Here is a 14268-nt window from a genome sequence, read left to right on the forward strand (position 1 = left end):
CGGAAGCCCCCGTTCGGTGTCAGAGCGCGGCGAGGTAGTCGGGCAGCGCCACGGACGGGTCGAGGTCGTCGGCCGGGACCGGGACTCCGTACGTCTGCGTCAGCGGTACGACACCGGTCCAGTGCGGCAGGCCGCCGTCCTCGGGCTCGTCGTTGGGGCCGCCGGTGCGGATCTTCGCGGACACCTCGTCCAGGTCGAGACGGATCACCGAAGTCGCCGCGAGCTCCTTGGCGTTGGCCGGGCGCGAGTCGTACGACCGGCCGGGCACCACCTGGTCGACCAGCGCGTCGAGCGCGACGCGCCGCTCCTCGGGGTCGGTGACCTGGTGCGCGATGCCGTGGACCACGACCGAGCGGTAGTTGAGGGAGTGGTGGAAGGCCGAGCGGGCAAGCACCAGGCCGTCGACGTGGGTGACGGTGAGGCAGACCGGGAGCCCGGGGTCGGCCTGGCCGGTCATGCGCAGCGGCCGCGAACCCGTCGAGCCGTGCACATACAGCCGCTCGCCGATCCTGCCGTAGAGCGTCGGCAGCACGACCGGGGCGCCGTCGCGGACGAAGCCGAGGTGGCAGACGTACCCCTCGTCGAGTATCGAGTGCACCACCTCGCGGTCGTACGAGGCCCGCTCGCGCGAGCGGGTGGGGACGGTGCGCCCGGTGGGCTCGTAGGAAGCGGTCTCCGACATTGCGCTCTCCATTGCACTAGTGCATAATATTGTTTGTGCTAGGAGAGTATCGGATTGTGGGCCGTCGCGCATCGGAGATCGCCGCCGATGTGGAGCGCGCGGTGGGCACCGGAGAGCTGGAACCGGGCCAACTGCTGCCGCCCCTGCGGGAGTTGGCGACGGATCTCGGAGTGAATCCCAATACGGTCGCGGCCGCGTACCGGCTGCTGCGCGACCGTGGAGTGATCGAGACCTCGGGCCGCCGGGGCAGCCGGGTGCGGCCGCGACCCGCCAGCACCACGCGCGATGTCCAGCGGATCGACGTGCCCGCCGGGGTGCGCGACATCGGTGACGGCAACCCGGACCCGGCGCTGCTGCCGCCGCTCGCCGACGCGCTCGCGGCCGCCGCGCGCGACCACGCCGAGCATCCCGCGCTGTACGGCGAGGACCCGGTCGACCCCGAGCTGGCCCGGCTCGCCCGCGCGGCGCTGGACGCCGACGCCGTTCCCGACGGGCCCATCGGTGTCTTCTCCGGCTCGCTCGACGCGATCGAACGCGTCCTCGCCGCGCATCTGCGGCCGGGCGACGCGGTCGCCATCGAGGACCCGGGCTGGGGTGCGCTGCTCGACCTCGTTCCGGCGCTCGGGCTGCGGCCGGTGCCGATGGCGCTGGACGACGAGGGTCCGCTGCCCGAGGCCGTCGAGAGCGCGCTGGCGGGTGGGGCGCGGGCGCTGGTCGTCACCTGTCGGGCGCAGAACCCGACCGGCGCGGCCGTCGGTCCGGCCCGTGCGCGTGCGCTGCGCGAGGTCGTGGCGCGTCACCCCGGTGTCCTGCTGATCGAGGACGACCACGGCCACGGCATGGTCGACGTGCCGCTCGCCCCGCTCTCACCGGTCGCCGAACACTGGGCGTTCGTACGGTCGGTGGCCAAGGCGTACGGGCCGGACCTGCGGCTCGCCGTGCTCACCGGGGACGCGGTGACGATGGACCGGGTGCGGGGGCGCCAGCGGCTCGGGCCCGGGTGGGTCAGCCGGCTGCTCCAGCGGACCGTCGTCCATCTGTGGACCTCGGGTGTTGTCGACTCCGCGCGGGTGGCCCGCTCCTACGGGGAGCGGCGCGACACGCTCGTACGGGCGTTGCGGCGGCGGGGTGTCGAGGCGCACGGCCGCAGTGGGTTCAGTGTGTGGGTGCCGGTGCGGGACGAGACGGCGGTGGTGGCGCGGCTGTTGCACGCGGGGTGGGCCGTGGCGCCGGGGGCGCGCTTTCGGCTTTCGGCGCCGCCGGGGATTCGGCTGACCGTTTCGTCGCTCGCCCCGGCCGACGTCGGGGCTGCGGCCGATGCTGTGGCTGCTGCCATGGGGTCTTTGCCGGGGCGGCGGTACGACTAGCTGCGCTCGCGGCGGGGTTGTTTGGCTGCGGACCGTGCTGGGCTGGTCGCGCAGTTCCCCGCGCCCCTTAAGTGCCCGGGGGCGTATCGGGCGGCCAGCCCCCGCGCTCCTTAAGTGGCCCCGGACGCACCTTTAGCGAGTGCGTGCCTTGGGAGTGCGGCTCTGTGTCAGTGCCGCTCCTGCCAGGACTATTGCCGCTCCCACCGGCGTGTTCCAGCTCAGGGATTCGCCCAGGACCAGGACGCCCGCTGCGGTGGCGATGACCGGGATGAAGTACGTGACCATCTGGGCCGTCGTCGGGCCGACCTCCTTGACCAGGCCGTACTGGATCAGCAGGGCGAGGCCCGTGCCCAAGGCGCCCAGGGCTGCGATGGCGAGTAGCGAGACCGGGTGGAACGAGGTCGGGAAACCTGCGAACAGGGGGGTGACCAGGGCCAGTTGGAGGGTCGCCACGCCCAGTTGGGAGCCGATGAGGGAGAGGTTGGAGTGGCTGCTGCCCGCCAGCGTACGGCGGACGTAGATCCAGCCGATCGGGTAGCAGAGCGAGGCGAGCAGGGCCATCGCCGTGCCGGCCGGGTCCAGGCCGTGGAAGCCCTGCCAGGCGCCCAGGACCGTGAGCACCCCGAGGAAGCCGAGGCCGAGGCCCGCGACGCGGCGTCTGCTCGGGCGGTCCTCCGAGAGCGCCACCAGTGACAGGGCCATGCCCCACAGCGGTGAGGTGGCGTTGCAGATCCCGGCCAGCGTCGACGGGATCGTCAGCTCGGAGTAGGCGAACAGCGAGAACGGCAGGGCGTTCAGGAGCAGTGCCGCGACGGTCAGGTGGAACCAGGTGCGTGCGCCGTGTGGCAGTCGTTCCCGCTTGATGATCATCGCTACGGCGAGCACCGCCGTGCCGAAGAAGAGCCGCCCGAAGGTGACTTGGAACGGCGCGTAGCCGTCGGTGCCGACCTTGATCAGGAGAAAGCTGAACCCCCAGATCAGCGAGAGCACCGCGAACCGGACGCGCCAGTCCAGCGAGGGGCGGCGCAGGGTGGGGGAGGGGGTCGACAGGGATCTGGATGATCTGGATGAGGTGACGGTGCTCATGACACCCAACCTTGAACCCTTCAACCTCGTAGCACAAGCGAGAAGATGTTGATGGGATCGGTTAGTGTTGCTTATATGTTGAACCTGGAGCGCCTGCGGACCCTCGACGCGGTGGCCCGCCATGGCTCGGTGGGTGGCGCCGCCGACAATCTGCACGTCACGACCTCGGCCGTCTCCCAGCAGCTGGCGAAGCTGGAGCGGGAGGCGGGACAGCCGCTGCTCGCCAAGAACGGCCGGGGCGTACGGCTCACCGACGCGGGGCGGCTGCTCGCCGAGCACGCGGCCCGGATCCTCTCCCAGGTCCAGGTCGCCCAGGCCGATCTGGAGGCGCAGCGCGGGCAGGTCGTCGGCGAGCTGCGCATCGCGGGGTTCGCCACCGCCGCACGCGGGCTGTTCCCGGCCGCGCTGACGTCTCTGCGCGCTGAGCATCCCCAACTTGCCGTCCGCTCCGATGAGTTGGAGGCCGAGGATTCCGTACGGGGGGTGATCCTCGGTGATCTCGATCTGGCGGTCGTCCTCGACTGGAACAACAAGCCGTTGCCGCTGCCGGATGGTCTGGCCAAGCGGTCGCTGCTGGATGACCTCGCCGATGTGGCGATGCCTGTCGGGCATCGGCTCGCGGGGAGGGAGGCGGTGGATCTGGAGGAGTTCGCCGAGGACGAGTGGATCACTTGGCCCGAGGGGGAGTTCTGTCATGAGTGGCTGGCGTTCACGTTGCGGGGGAAGGGGGTCGAGCCTCGGATCGGGCATGTTGCGCGGGAGCATGCGACGCAGCTCATGCTGGTGTCGGCGGGGCTGGGGGTGAGCGTGGCGCCTCGGCTCGGGCGGGGGCCGGTTCCTGCGGGGGTTCGGCTGGTGCCGGTGCGTGGTGCGATGCGGCGGCATGTGTACGCGGTGTGGCGTGCCGATGCCGATCGGCGGCCGTCCATTCGGGCGGCGGTGGATGCGTTGGCCCTGGCGGGGGCGGCGGTTGCTGGTTGAGGTGGGTTGCGCCTGCGGCGGGCCTTTTGCCCCTCCCCGCCCCTTCCCGGAAGCCCTGGGCGGGCGGCCTGGTGGGGGTTGATCGCCGTTGCCGGGGGCTCTGCCCCCGGGCGCCCGCTTCTCAAACGCCGGAGGGGCTGAATAGATGACCGCCGGAGGGGTTGGAAAGGCATCGCTCCTCAAGCGTCGAACGCTCCCCCCAGCTTCCTGAAGTCCCACGACACGATCGCCTCCGGGGTCAGGCGTAGCCAGGCGTGGCGGCCGTCGTGGGGCATTTCTTCCAGGCCGAAGTTCTTGCGGGCGAACTGGCGCTCGGGAGCTTCCAGTTCCGGGCATGGCTCGCCGGTGCGGGGGGATTCGCCGATTGGGACGGCCTTGCCGCGCAGTTCCACGCCGCGCAGTTCTCCGTACGACTCGCCCGCGTCCACCACCACCGCGATCCGGGGGTCCTTGCGCAGCTGGGACCAGCGCAGGCTGCGGGTGATCGAGTAGAGCCACAGCGAGGTGCCGTCCCAGGCGTACCAGAGTGCGCCCACGTGCGGGTGGCCGTCGGGGGCCACGGTGGCGACGCGGCAGGTGCGCTGTTCGGCGAGGAACGCGTCCCGTTCCCCGTCCGTCATCATGATCCGGCGGCCCCGGCGTTGGACTGCGGCCATCTGTGGCTCCCACCATGGTGTCTGATAGGTCGTCAGAAATCATGCGCGCTCTTCCCCCCTCGCGCAATGGCCGTTAGCCTCCCGCGCCATGGCGACCCACGAACATCTGGCCGAGCAGCTGGACCCCGCGTCGACGGTGTTGATGACCGTCGAGTGTCAGCGGGGAGTCGTCGGCGTCGACAGCGCGCTGCCCGAACTCGCCAAGGTGGCACGGTCGTCGGGCGCCCTCCACAACATCGCGCGGCTGGTCGCGGTCGCCCATGAGACGGGCGTACAGGTGCTGCACGCGGTGGCCGAGCGGCGGCCGGACGGGCGCGGGGCGTCCCGCAACGCCCGGCTCTTCCGAGCCGCCGAACGACTGCCCGTACAGCAGCACTCCGGCTCGACGGCGGTACGGATCGTCGAGGGCATCGAGGTGGCGGACGAGGACATCGTGGTGCGCAGGCTGCACGGGCTCTCGCCGATCGCCGGGACCGACGTCGACGCGCTGCTGCGCAACCTCGGCTGCCGCACCCTGATCGTCACCGGCGTCTCGGCCAATGTGGCGATCCCCAACGCCGTCTTCGACGCGGTCAACCTCGGCTATACGGCGGTGGTTCCGGCCGACGCGATCGCGGGGGTGCCTGCCGAGTACACCCCCGCGATGATCCGCAACACGCTGGCCCTGGTCGCTACGGTCGCCACCACGGACGACATCGTCGCCTGCTGGAAAGGGCCGCGCAGGGCCGGGCGGGCCTGAGAGCCTGCCTTTGAACCCCCGCGCCTGCGCCCCGACGCCCGGCACTGAGCGCCTGAGCTCAAGCGAGCTTGATCGCGCCCCCCTCCACCGTGATCTTCTTCGCCGGGAGCGGGCGGGGTGCCGGGCCCGCCTTCACGCTCCCGGTCGCCGGGTCGTACTTGCTGCCGTGGCACGGGCAGTTGATGGTGCCGCCGACGACGTCCTTCACCGTGCAGCCCTGATGGGTGCAGGTGGCGGAGAACGCCTTGAAGGTGCCCGCCGTCGGCTGGGTCACCACCACGCCCTGGTCCGGGAAGACCTTGCCGCCGCCCTGCGGGATGTCGGCGGTCTTCGCCAGCACCCCGCCGCCGGCCGACCCGGTGTCGCCCCCGGCGGTGCCGCCCGTCCCTCCGGTACCCCCGTTGCCGGAGGGCGGGGCGGCATCACTGGACTTGTCCGAACTGCCGCACGCGGTCAGCGCGGCGGCCAGCCCGGCCGCGCCCACCACCGCGACGACGGTACGGCGGGCAGGGCTCGGCTCGGACACAAGCGGTTGGGTCGTCATACTGGCTTTCCCTTCACCTTGCTACACGGGGCTGCGTGAAGGGATACGGCCCTGCCCCGCCCGGTGTTCAGGCGTTCAAGGACTTCTTCAGGAATTCGACGTTCAGCCAGAGCAGTCTGTCGGCCACACCTTCCTTGGTGACCAGATGGGTCTCGCCCGGCAGCGGGAGCACACTGTGCAGCCGTCCCGCCGTGACCAGCGCCTGCGAGAACCGCAGCATGTGTGCGGGCACCACATTGTCGTCGGCCATTCCCTGGACGAGCAGCAACGGCCGGGTCAGCTTGTGGGCGTGCGCCACCAGCGAGCAGCGCTCGTAGTTCTGCGGCAGGACGTCCGGGTGGCCGAGGAACCGCTCCTTCCAGTGGGTGTCGTAGAGCGTGAGATCGGTCGGGGCCGCACCTGCGACGGCCGCGTGGAAGACGTCCGGCCGGTGCAGCACGGCGGCCGCCGCCAGATAGCCGCCGAACGACCAGCCCCGGATGCCCACCCGGTCCCCGTCGAGGTCCGGGAACCGCTCGACGGCCGCCCGCACCGCGTCGGCCTGGTCCTCCAGGACCGGCGTCAACTGGTCGCCGTGGACGGCCTTGCGCCACTCCACGCCGCGCCCGGGGGTGCCGCGCCCGTCGATGGACAGGACCGCGAACCCCTGCTCGGCGAACCACTGGTTCACCGCGTGCTGCCAGCCGTTGCCGCGCTGGACGGTCTGGGCGCCGGGACCCGCGTACGAGTGGACGACGACCGGGAGTTTCGCCGAGCCCGCCTTGTGCCACGAGGGCAGATAGAGCGAGGTGCGCAGTTCGCGCTCGCCCAGGACCAGGAATTCGGGCCGGGGCGTCACCAGCGGCTGTTCGGCGAGCACCTCGATCCGACCGGCGGGCTTGCCGTCGCGCAGCACGGTGACGGTCTGCCCGTCGAGCGTGCGGCTGTCCAGGACGACGGTGTCGCCCCCGAGGGCCGCCGTGTGCACACCGGGCTCCTCGGTGAGCCGGGCGTAGCCTGATTCCGGTGCGTAGGTCCAGACATGCGTCTCGGTGGGCTCGTCGCTCGCCGTGAAGTAGATCGTCCCGCCGACCGTGCCGAGCACCGCGCGTACGTCCAGAGCGGCGGGAAGACCGTCGCCGAGTACGAGACCGGAGCGGGCGAGCCGGGTCGCACCCGGCAGGAACTCCAGCCAGGCATCGTCGTGTTGACGGTCTGTCAGCTCCACCTCGCCGGTCTCCGCGTCGATGCCGAGCCGGTACGCCGTGCGCTGGTCCCTGGTCTGTACGGTGGCGAACGCGCCGCCCGCGTCCCAGCCGCCCTCGACGATGTATTCGAAGGCCGGGTCGGTCCAGGCGCCCGCCGGGTGCGTGTCGAGGTCCGCCGCGCGGGGCAACCGGACCGGGATCCGGGTGCCGTCGACGCGGACGAGGTGCAGCGACACCTCCGCGTTGGCCGTGCCCGCCGCCGGGTACGCCATCGTGCGCGGGGCCTTCGTCGGGTTCGCCGGGTCGCTGAGGTACCAGCGCTGCACCGGCGCGCTGTCGGCCCGTACGACCAGCAGCGCGCTGCCGTCCGGCGACCACCAGGAGCTGGCCTCGCGGTGGATCGACTCGGCCGAGGCGTGGTCGGCGAGCCCGTAGGTCACCTCCGGGCCTTCCGGCGCGGCCAGTTGGCGCTCACCCGTGCCGTCGGCGTGTACGACGTGCAGGGCGCCGCCGGTCACGTACGAGACGAGCGTGCCGTCGGGGGACAGGCGCGGGTCGACGGCCGGGCCCGCAGTGGGGAGCGGGCGCGGGGCGGAGCCGTCCGTTCCGGCGAGCCAGAGCGCGCCCGAGAGGGCGAAGACGACCGTGCGGACGGCCGCGTCGGTGGCGTACGCGACGATCCCGGCGCTCGTCTCGCGGGCCCGCTCGCGGCGGATCAGCTCCGCCTCGGGGACGTCGTCGTCGGCCCCGGCGAGCGTCAGCGGGTCGACGAGTATCCGCTCCTCGCCGCTCTCGTGGAGCCACAGCGAGCTCACCGGGGAGCGTCCGTCGGCGGTGCGGACGAACAGGACGCGCTCGCCGTCGGGGGAGGCCGTGAACTGCTTGGGCACACCGAGCGAGAAGCGTTTGGTGCGGGCGAACTGGAGCGGCAGGTCCTCGGTGGTCGTGTCCTTCTCGGTGGTGTGCGGTGCTGACATGGCTGACGTCCCCTCGTGAATAAGTGATCGAACAGTCCCATCCGCCCCAGTAGCCTGGACGGATGCTCAATGAAGTCACAGCGACCCGCTATGTCACGCCGCTGCGTGAGGGCGGCTCGCTCCCGGGCATCGTCGAAGCCGACGATCTCGGCACCTACGTCATGAAGTTCACCGGCGCGGGGCAGGGGCGCAAGACCCTCGTCGCGGAGGTGATCTGCGGTGAACTGGCCAGGCGGCTCGGGCTGCGGGTCCCCGAGCTGGTCACCATTCAGCTGGACCCGGTCATCGGGCTCTCGGAGCCGGACCAGGAGGTGCAGGAGCTGCTGAAGGCGAGCGGCGGGCTGAATCTCGGAATGGACTATCTGCCCGGATCGATCGGGTTCGACCCGCTCGCCTATGAGGTGAGTGCCGCCGAGGCGGGCCGGGTCGTCTGGTTCGACGCGTTGATCAACAACGTCGACCGGTCGTGGCGGAACCCTAACATGCTGGTCTGGCACGGCGATCTGTGGCTCATCGACCACGGCGCCACGATGATCTGGCACCACAACTGGCCGGGCGCGCAGGCCTCGGCGGCCAAGCCGTACAACGCCTCCGACCACGCGCTCGCCCCCTTCGGGCCCGATGTCGCCACCGCTGCCGCCGAGTTGGCGCCACTGGTCACCGAGGAGTTGCTGACCGAGGTCACCGCCCTGGTGCCCGACGAGTGGCTGGTGGACGAGCCGGGCTTCGAGACGACCGGCGCGCTGCGCCGCGCGTATGTTGCGCCGCTGCTCTCCCGCGCCCGTGACATCCATGAGCGGATCACGCTGGAGGCGCCCACTAAGGACCGCCCGTCGCAGGCGCCCGGCTGGCTCACCGACCACCTCACCCCCTGGCCGCACCCCACCAAGAACAGCAAGAAGGACGGCCAGTGAACGACCGCCATGTCTTCGAGTACGCGCTGCTGCGCGTGGTGCCACGCGTCGAGCGCGGGGAGTGCTTCAACGCCGGGGTGCTGGTCTACTGCCGCGCGCAGTCGTTCGTGGCGGCCCGTACGCATCTGGACGAGGCCAAGCTGAGGGCGCTCGACCCCAACGCGGACGTCGTCGGGGTACGGGCGGCGCTCAAGGCCGTGGAGGGGGTCTGCCACGGCGGCGAGGCGGCCGGGCAGGCGGCGCGCGACGACGCGGGGCGGCGCTTTCGCTGGCTGATCGCGCCGCGCTCCACCGTCGTCCAGCCCGGCCCGGTGCACACCGGCCTGACCGCCGACCCGGCGGCCGAGACCGACCGGCTGCTCGACCTGCTGGTGCGCTGACGGGTGTGACCTTGCCGTGGGGGATCCGTGGGCCGTTGACACCGAGTGCCAGGGCTTCTAGCGTCTCGACTGCTGAAGCTACTAAGCGGTTGCTCAGGGACGAGGAACCGCGGATCCCCAGGGCGAGGAGAACAGCATGTCCACCACCGAGCAGCGCGTAGCCATCGTGACCGGGGCGGCCCGGGGCATCGGCGCCGCGACCGCCGTCCGGCTCGCGGCCGAGGGCCGCGCGGTCGCCGTACTCGACCTCGACGAGGCGGCCTGCAAGGACACCGTCGAGAAGATCACCTCGGCGGGCGGCCGGGCCATCGCCGTCGGCTGCGACGTCTCCGACAGCGCCCAGGTGGAGGCCGCCGTGGCGCGCGTCGCCGCCGAGCTCGGGGCGCCCACCATCCTCGTCAACAACGCGGGCGTGCTCCGGGACAACCTGCTCTTCAAGATGAGCGAGTCCGACTGGGACATGGTCATGAACGTGCACCTCAAGGGCGCGTTCCTGATGGCGAAGGCCGTCCAGAAGCACATGGTGGACGCGGGCTGGGGCCGTATCGTCTCGCTCTCCTCGTCCTCCGCGCTCGGCAACCGCGGCCAGGCGAACTACTCCGCCGTCAAGGCCGGTCTGCAGGGCTTCACCAAGACCCTCGCCATCGAGCTCGGCAAGTTCGGCGTCACCGCCAACGCGGTCGCCCCCGGCTTCATCGTCACCGAGATGACCGCGCAGACCGCCGCCCGGGTCGGCATGGGCTTCGAGGACTTCCAGGCCGCGGCCGCCACCCAGATCCCGGTGGCGCGCGTCGGCAAGCCCGAGGACATCGCCAACGCCATCGCCTTCTTCACCGGTGACGACGCGGGCTTCGTCTCGGGCCAGGTGCTGTACGTGGCCGGCGGACCGCTCAACTAAGGCCGAGGACATACGAACATGACTGACACTCAGCTCCCCGAGCTCTCCGGCAAGGCGGCCCTGGTCACCGGCGCCAGCCGGGGCATCGGCTACGGCATCGCCGAGGCGCTGGTCGCGCGCGGCGACCGCGTCTGCATCACCGGCCGCAACGAGGACGCCCTCAAGGAGGCCGTCGACAGGCTCGGCCCGGACCGCGTCATCGGCGTCGCCGGCAAGGCCCACGACGAGGCCCACCAGGCCGCCGCCGTGGCGCGCGCGATGGAGGCGTTCGGCCGGGTCGACTTCCTCGTCAACAACGCCGGCACCAACCCGGTCTTCGGCCCGATCGCCGAGCTCGACCTCAATGTGGCCCGCAAGGTCTTCGAGACCAATGTGATCTCCGCGCTCGGCTTCGCCCAGCAGACGTGGAAGGCCTGGCAGCAGGCGAACGGCGGCGCGATCGTGAACATCGCCTCCATCGCCGGCGTCTCCGCCTCGCCCTTCATCGGCGCGTACGGCATGAGCAAGGCGGCCATGGTCAACCTGACCCTCCAGCTGGCGCACGAGTTCGCGCCCGGGGTGCGGGTCAACTCGATCGCCCCGGCGGTGATCAAGACCAAGTTCGCCCAGGCGCTCTACGAGGGCCGCGAGGAGGAGGCCGCCGCGGCCTACCCGATGGGCCGCCTCGGGGTGCCGTCCGACATCGGGGGAGCGGCCGCCTTCCTCACCTCCGACCAGTCGGAGTGGATCACCGGGCAGACCCTGTTGGTCGACGGCGGGCTGTTCCTGAACGTCGGGGTCCACTGATCGTCAACAGCGGGGTTCGTTGATCACCTGCCGGGTACGCTGATCTTGGTACCGGCGAGTAGTGAACCGGTTTGCTCCTAAATGACCCCAAGTGCCCCGTCTGGTCGCTCAGTTGACCGGGCGGGGCGCTGCGGTATGGTCTGCCGATCCATGGCTGAACGAGGAGCGTGCACGTGTTCAACCGGACCATATGCCTGCGCACCACCGCGGCCCTTGCGTCCATGTCGTCGGTGGCCCTGACGGGCGGCTGCGGACTGCTCTCGGGGGGCAGTTCGAACACCCAGCAGACGATCAAGGTCGGCACGGTCAGCGAGCCGAGCACGCTCGACCCGGCCGCCTCCTGGGACGGCTCCTGGGAGCTGTACCGCAACGTCTTCCAGACCCTGCTCTCCTTCCCCACCGGCAGCAACACACCCCAGCCGGACGCGGCCGAGGCCTGCGAGTTCAAGGACCCCGACAGCCGTACGTACCAGTGCACACTCCGCAAGGACCTGCAGTTCTCCAACGGCGACAAACTCGACGCGGCGGCCGTCAAGTACTCCATCGACCGCATTGTGAAGATCAATGTGAAGGCGGGCCCCAAGGGTCTGCTCACCAGCCTGGACAAGGTCACCGCCGAGGACGGGCGGACGGTCACCTTCCATCTGAACAAGTCGGACGCGACCTTCCCGTACGTCCTGGGCGCGCCCGCGATGTCGATCGTGGACCCCAAGGCGTACCCCGCTGACGCGGTGCGCGACGACGGCGGGCTCACCGGCTCCGGCCCGTACACCCTGGAGTCCTACCACGCGGGCGACCGGGCCGACCTCAAGAAGAACCCGCACTACCAGGGGTTCGCGCAGCTCAAGAACGACGCCGTCTCGATCCGGTACTTCAAGGACTCCTCCGCCATGGTGGAGTCCCTCAAGAAGAAGCAGATCGACGTCACCTACCGGGGTCTGACCGCCGACGAGGTCCTGGACGTCCAGAACCAGAAGGCCGCGGGCAAGCCGCTCCAACTGGTCGAGACCGTCGGCACCGAGATCCGCTTCCTGGTCTTCAATCCCAAGGACCCGGCCGCCGCCAACCCCGCCGTACGCAAGGCGATCGCCCAGCTCGTCGACCGGGACGCGCTGGTGGCCAAGGTCTACAAGGGCACCGCCGAACCGCTGTACTCGATGGTGCCCAAGGGTGTCGCCGGGCACACCGTGAGCTTCTTCGACACCTTCGGCGCCCCGAGCGCCCCCAAGGCGAAGGCGATCCTGCGCAAGGCCGGGATCACCGACCCGGTGCCGCTGACCCTCTGGTACACCACCGACCGCTACGGCTCCTCGACCGCGCTGGAGTTCGCCGAGCTCAAGCGGCAGCTGGAGGCCTCGGGGCTGTTCACGGTGACGCTGCAGAGCCGCCCCTGGAAGACGTACACGCAGGGCATGCAGGCCGGTGAGTACCCCATCTTCGGGCGTGGCTGGTTCCCGGACTTCCCGGACCCCGACAACTTCATCGCGCCCTTCGTGGGCAAGGAGAACGCCGTCGGCACACCGTACGAGCCCAAGGAGATCGTCAACCAGCTGATCCCCCAGACCCGTGAGGTGTCCGACCGGGGCGCGGTCAGCAAGAAGTTCGAGCGCGCCCAGGACATCCTGGTCGACGACGTGCGGCTGCTGCCGCTGTGGCAGGGCAAGCTCTATGTCGCGGCCAGCGACGACATCGCCGGCGGCGAGCGCGCGATCGACCCGCAGACCGTCATGTGCATGTGGGAGCTGCACCGCAAGACCAGCTGGTAGAGGCCTTGCGGAGGTGGGCGGCGGGGGCGTTGTCAGTGGGGGCCGGTAGGTTCGGGAATCCGCACCGAAGAGTGCGGGAACCGTACGTCCCACGGAGGTTGTTGACGTGACCGACATCGCCATGCTGCCCGAGTCCTGGCGCGGCGTCCTCGGCGAGGAGCTTCAGAAGCCCTACTTCAAGGAGCTCGCCGAGTTCGTCGAGGAGGAGCGGGCGAAGGGTCCCGTCTACCCGCCCCGCGAGGAGGTCTTCGCCGCTCTGGACGCGACTCCGTACGACAAGGTGAAGGTCCTGGTCCTCGGCCAGGACCCGTACCACGGCGAGGGCCAGGGGCACGGCCTGTGCTTCTCGGTGCGGCCGGGCGTGAAGACCCCGCCCTCGCTGCGCAACATCTACAAGGAGATGAAGGAGGAGCTCGGGCACCCGGTGCCGGACAACGGCTATCTGATGCCGTGGGCCGAGCAGGGCGTCCTGCTGCTCAACGCGGTGCTCACCGTCCGCGCGGGCGAGGCCAACTCCCACAAGAACAAGGGCTGGGAGAAGTTCACCGACGCGGTGATCCGCGCGGTCGCCGAGCGCCCCGACCCGGCCGTCTTCGTGCTGTGGGGGAACTACGCGCAGAAGAAGCTCCCCCTGATCGACGAGGAGCGCCACACCGTGGTGAAGGGCGCCCACCCCTCGCCGCTGTCGGCCAAGAAGTTCTTCGGCTCGAAGCCCTTCACCCAGATCGACGCGGCGGTCGCGGCCCAGGGCCACGCGGCGATCGACTGGCGCATCCCCGACCTGGGCTGACCCGGGCGGCCGCCGGAGGGCGCCTCTACGCGCCCTCCAGCTGCCGCTCCAGGCGGTCGAGCGCGGCCCGGATGCCGTTCCCGTACGCGTCGTTCGCGAGCGCGTCCAGGGCCGCGTGCGCCCGCTCCAGATGGATGCGGGCGGCGTCCGGGCGGTGCAGCTTCACATAGTCGGCCGCCAGGTTGAGGTGGAGCGAGGGGTACAGGGCCTTGACCGCCAGCGACGCGTGGTGCTCGTCGAGCCGGTCCTGGCTCAGGCCGTCGGCGGCCGCCAACGCCCGCAGATCCCAGGCGAGTTCGTCGCCCGCGTCGTCCTGCGCGTCCGCCATGTAGTGCGCCAGCGTGCAGCGGTGCAGTGGGTCGCCGTGCTCGCCGATCTCCGCCCAGATGGCGCCCAGGCGGTTGCGGGCCTCCTCGCGGTCGCCGCCGTGCAGGAGCATCAGCGCCTGCCCGATCCGGGTCATGACGACGTCCTCCGACGTCTCCTGCTGCTCCGTCACCGCGTCCTCCGCCGAC

The 14268-nt window shown here is 70.8% G+C and carries 15 protein-coding genes; 9 read left to right on the top strand and 6 right to left on the bottom strand.

Translation table 11 applies throughout. The features are described 5' to 3' along the window. Positions 1-19: 19 nt before the first annotated feature. Positions 20-682, bottom strand: coding sequence for a pyridoxamine 5'-phosphate oxidase family protein (locus ACT1U9_RS27245; RefSeq protein ID WP_444535250.1), 663 nt, complete (start codon positions 680-682; stop codon positions 20-22). A gap of 35 nt (positions 683-717) precedes the next feature. On the opposite strand from ACT1U9_RS27245, the gene ACT1U9_RS27250 reads away from it, so the two are divergent. Next, positions 718-2049: an aminotransferase class I/II-fold pyridoxal phosphate-dependent enzyme gene (locus tag ACT1U9_RS27250; RefSeq protein WP_444535251.1), complete on the top strand. Its 1332-nt coding sequence runs from the start codon at positions 718-720 to the stop codon at positions 2047-2049. A gap of 132 nt (positions 2050-2181) precedes the next feature. Here the strand turns inward: ACT1U9_RS27250 and ACT1U9_RS27255 are convergent, their stop codons facing one another. Then, complete coding sequence (locus ACT1U9_RS27255) at positions 2182-3135, bottom strand: DMT family transporter (RefSeq protein ID WP_444535252.1); 954 nt, start codon at positions 3133-3135, stop codon at positions 2182-2184. A gap of 75 nt (positions 3136-3210) precedes the next feature. Between ACT1U9_RS27255 and ACT1U9_RS27260 the strand changes: the two genes are divergently transcribed. Beyond that, positions 3211-4116, top strand: coding sequence for a LysR family transcriptional regulator (locus tag ACT1U9_RS27260; protein WP_444535253.1), 906 nt, complete (start codon positions 3211-3213; stop codon positions 4114-4116). 179 nt (positions 4117-4295) lie between these two features. Here ACT1U9_RS27260 and ACT1U9_RS27265 read toward each other — a convergent pair whose 3' ends face one another. Beyond that, positions 4296-4772: a pyridoxamine 5'-phosphate oxidase family protein gene (locus ACT1U9_RS27265; RefSeq protein ID WP_444535254.1), complete on the bottom strand. Its 477-nt coding sequence runs from the start codon at positions 4770-4772 to the stop codon at positions 4296-4298. 88 nt (positions 4773-4860) lie between these two features. On the opposite strand from ACT1U9_RS27265, the gene ACT1U9_RS27270 reads away from it, so the two are divergent. Beyond that, positions 4861-5511 (top strand): cysteine hydrolase, encoded by a 651-nt coding sequence (locus ACT1U9_RS27270; protein ID WP_444535255.1) that lies wholly within the window; start codon positions 4861-4863, stop codon positions 5509-5511. Positions 5512-5569: 58 nt separating this feature from the next. Here ACT1U9_RS27270 and ACT1U9_RS27275 read toward each other — a convergent pair whose 3' ends face one another. Both ACT1U9_RS27275 and ACT1U9_RS27280 read right to left on the bottom strand, forming a co-directional pair. Beyond that, positions 5570-6055 (bottom strand): Rieske (2Fe-2S) protein, encoded by a 486-nt coding sequence (locus ACT1U9_RS27275; RefSeq protein WP_444535256.1) that lies wholly within the window; start codon positions 6053-6055, stop codon positions 5570-5572. A 67-nt stretch (positions 6056-6122) separates the two neighbouring features. Next, positions 6123-8219 (bottom strand): prolyl oligopeptidase family serine peptidase, encoded by a 2097-nt coding sequence (locus ACT1U9_RS27280; RefSeq protein WP_444535257.1) that lies wholly within the window; start codon positions 8217-8219, stop codon positions 6123-6125. 62 nt (positions 8220-8281) lie between these two features. Between ACT1U9_RS27280 and ACT1U9_RS27285 the strand changes: the two genes are divergently transcribed. The 6 genes from ACT1U9_RS27285 (at position 8282) to ung (ending at position 13753) form a co-directional block, all read left to right on the top strand. Further along, positions 8282-9133, top strand: a complete 852-nt coding sequence (locus ACT1U9_RS27285; RefSeq protein ID WP_444535258.1) for a HipA family kinase — start codon at positions 8282-8284, stop codon at positions 9131-9133. Further along, positions 9130-9513, top strand: a complete 384-nt coding sequence (locus ACT1U9_RS27290; protein WP_444535259.1) for a DUF3037 domain-containing protein — start codon at positions 9130-9132, stop codon at positions 9511-9513. Before ACT1U9_RS27285 ends, ACT1U9_RS27290 begins: the two co-directional genes overlap by 4 nt. A gap of 136 nt (positions 9514-9649) precedes the next feature. After that, positions 9650-10411, top strand: coding sequence for a 3-oxoacyl-ACP reductase FabG (gene fabG, locus ACT1U9_RS27295; RefSeq protein ID WP_444535260.1), 762 nt, complete (start codon positions 9650-9652; stop codon positions 10409-10411). An 18-nt stretch (positions 10412-10429) separates the two neighbouring features. Then, on the top strand, positions 10430-11197 hold the full coding sequence (locus ACT1U9_RS27300) for an SDR family oxidoreductase (RefSeq protein ID WP_444535261.1): 768 nt from the start codon (positions 10430-10432) through the stop codon (positions 11195-11197). A 221-nt stretch (positions 11198-11418) separates the two neighbouring features. Beyond that, positions 11419-12963: an ABC transporter substrate-binding protein gene (locus ACT1U9_RS27305; RefSeq protein ID WP_444539263.1), complete on the top strand. Its 1545-nt coding sequence runs from the start codon at positions 11419-11421 to the stop codon at positions 12961-12963. Positions 12964-13084: 121 nt separating this feature from the next. Then, entirely contained in the window at positions 13085-13753 is a 669-nt protein-coding gene (gene ung, locus ACT1U9_RS27310; protein ID WP_444539264.1) for a uracil-DNA glycosylase, read from the top strand. 25 nt (positions 13754-13778) lie between these two features. Here ung and ACT1U9_RS27315 read toward each other — a convergent pair whose 3' ends face one another. Further along, positions 13779-14252, bottom strand: a complete 474-nt coding sequence (locus ACT1U9_RS27315) for a hypothetical protein (protein ID WP_444539265.1) — start codon at positions 14250-14252, stop codon at positions 13779-13781. Positions 14253-14268 lie beyond the last annotated feature (16 nt).

Origin of the sequence: Streptomyces sp. BR1 (assembly GCF_052373795.1) — a bacterium.
Taxonomy (GTDB): Bacteria; Actinomycetota; Actinomycetes; order Streptomycetales; family Streptomycetaceae; genus Streptomyces.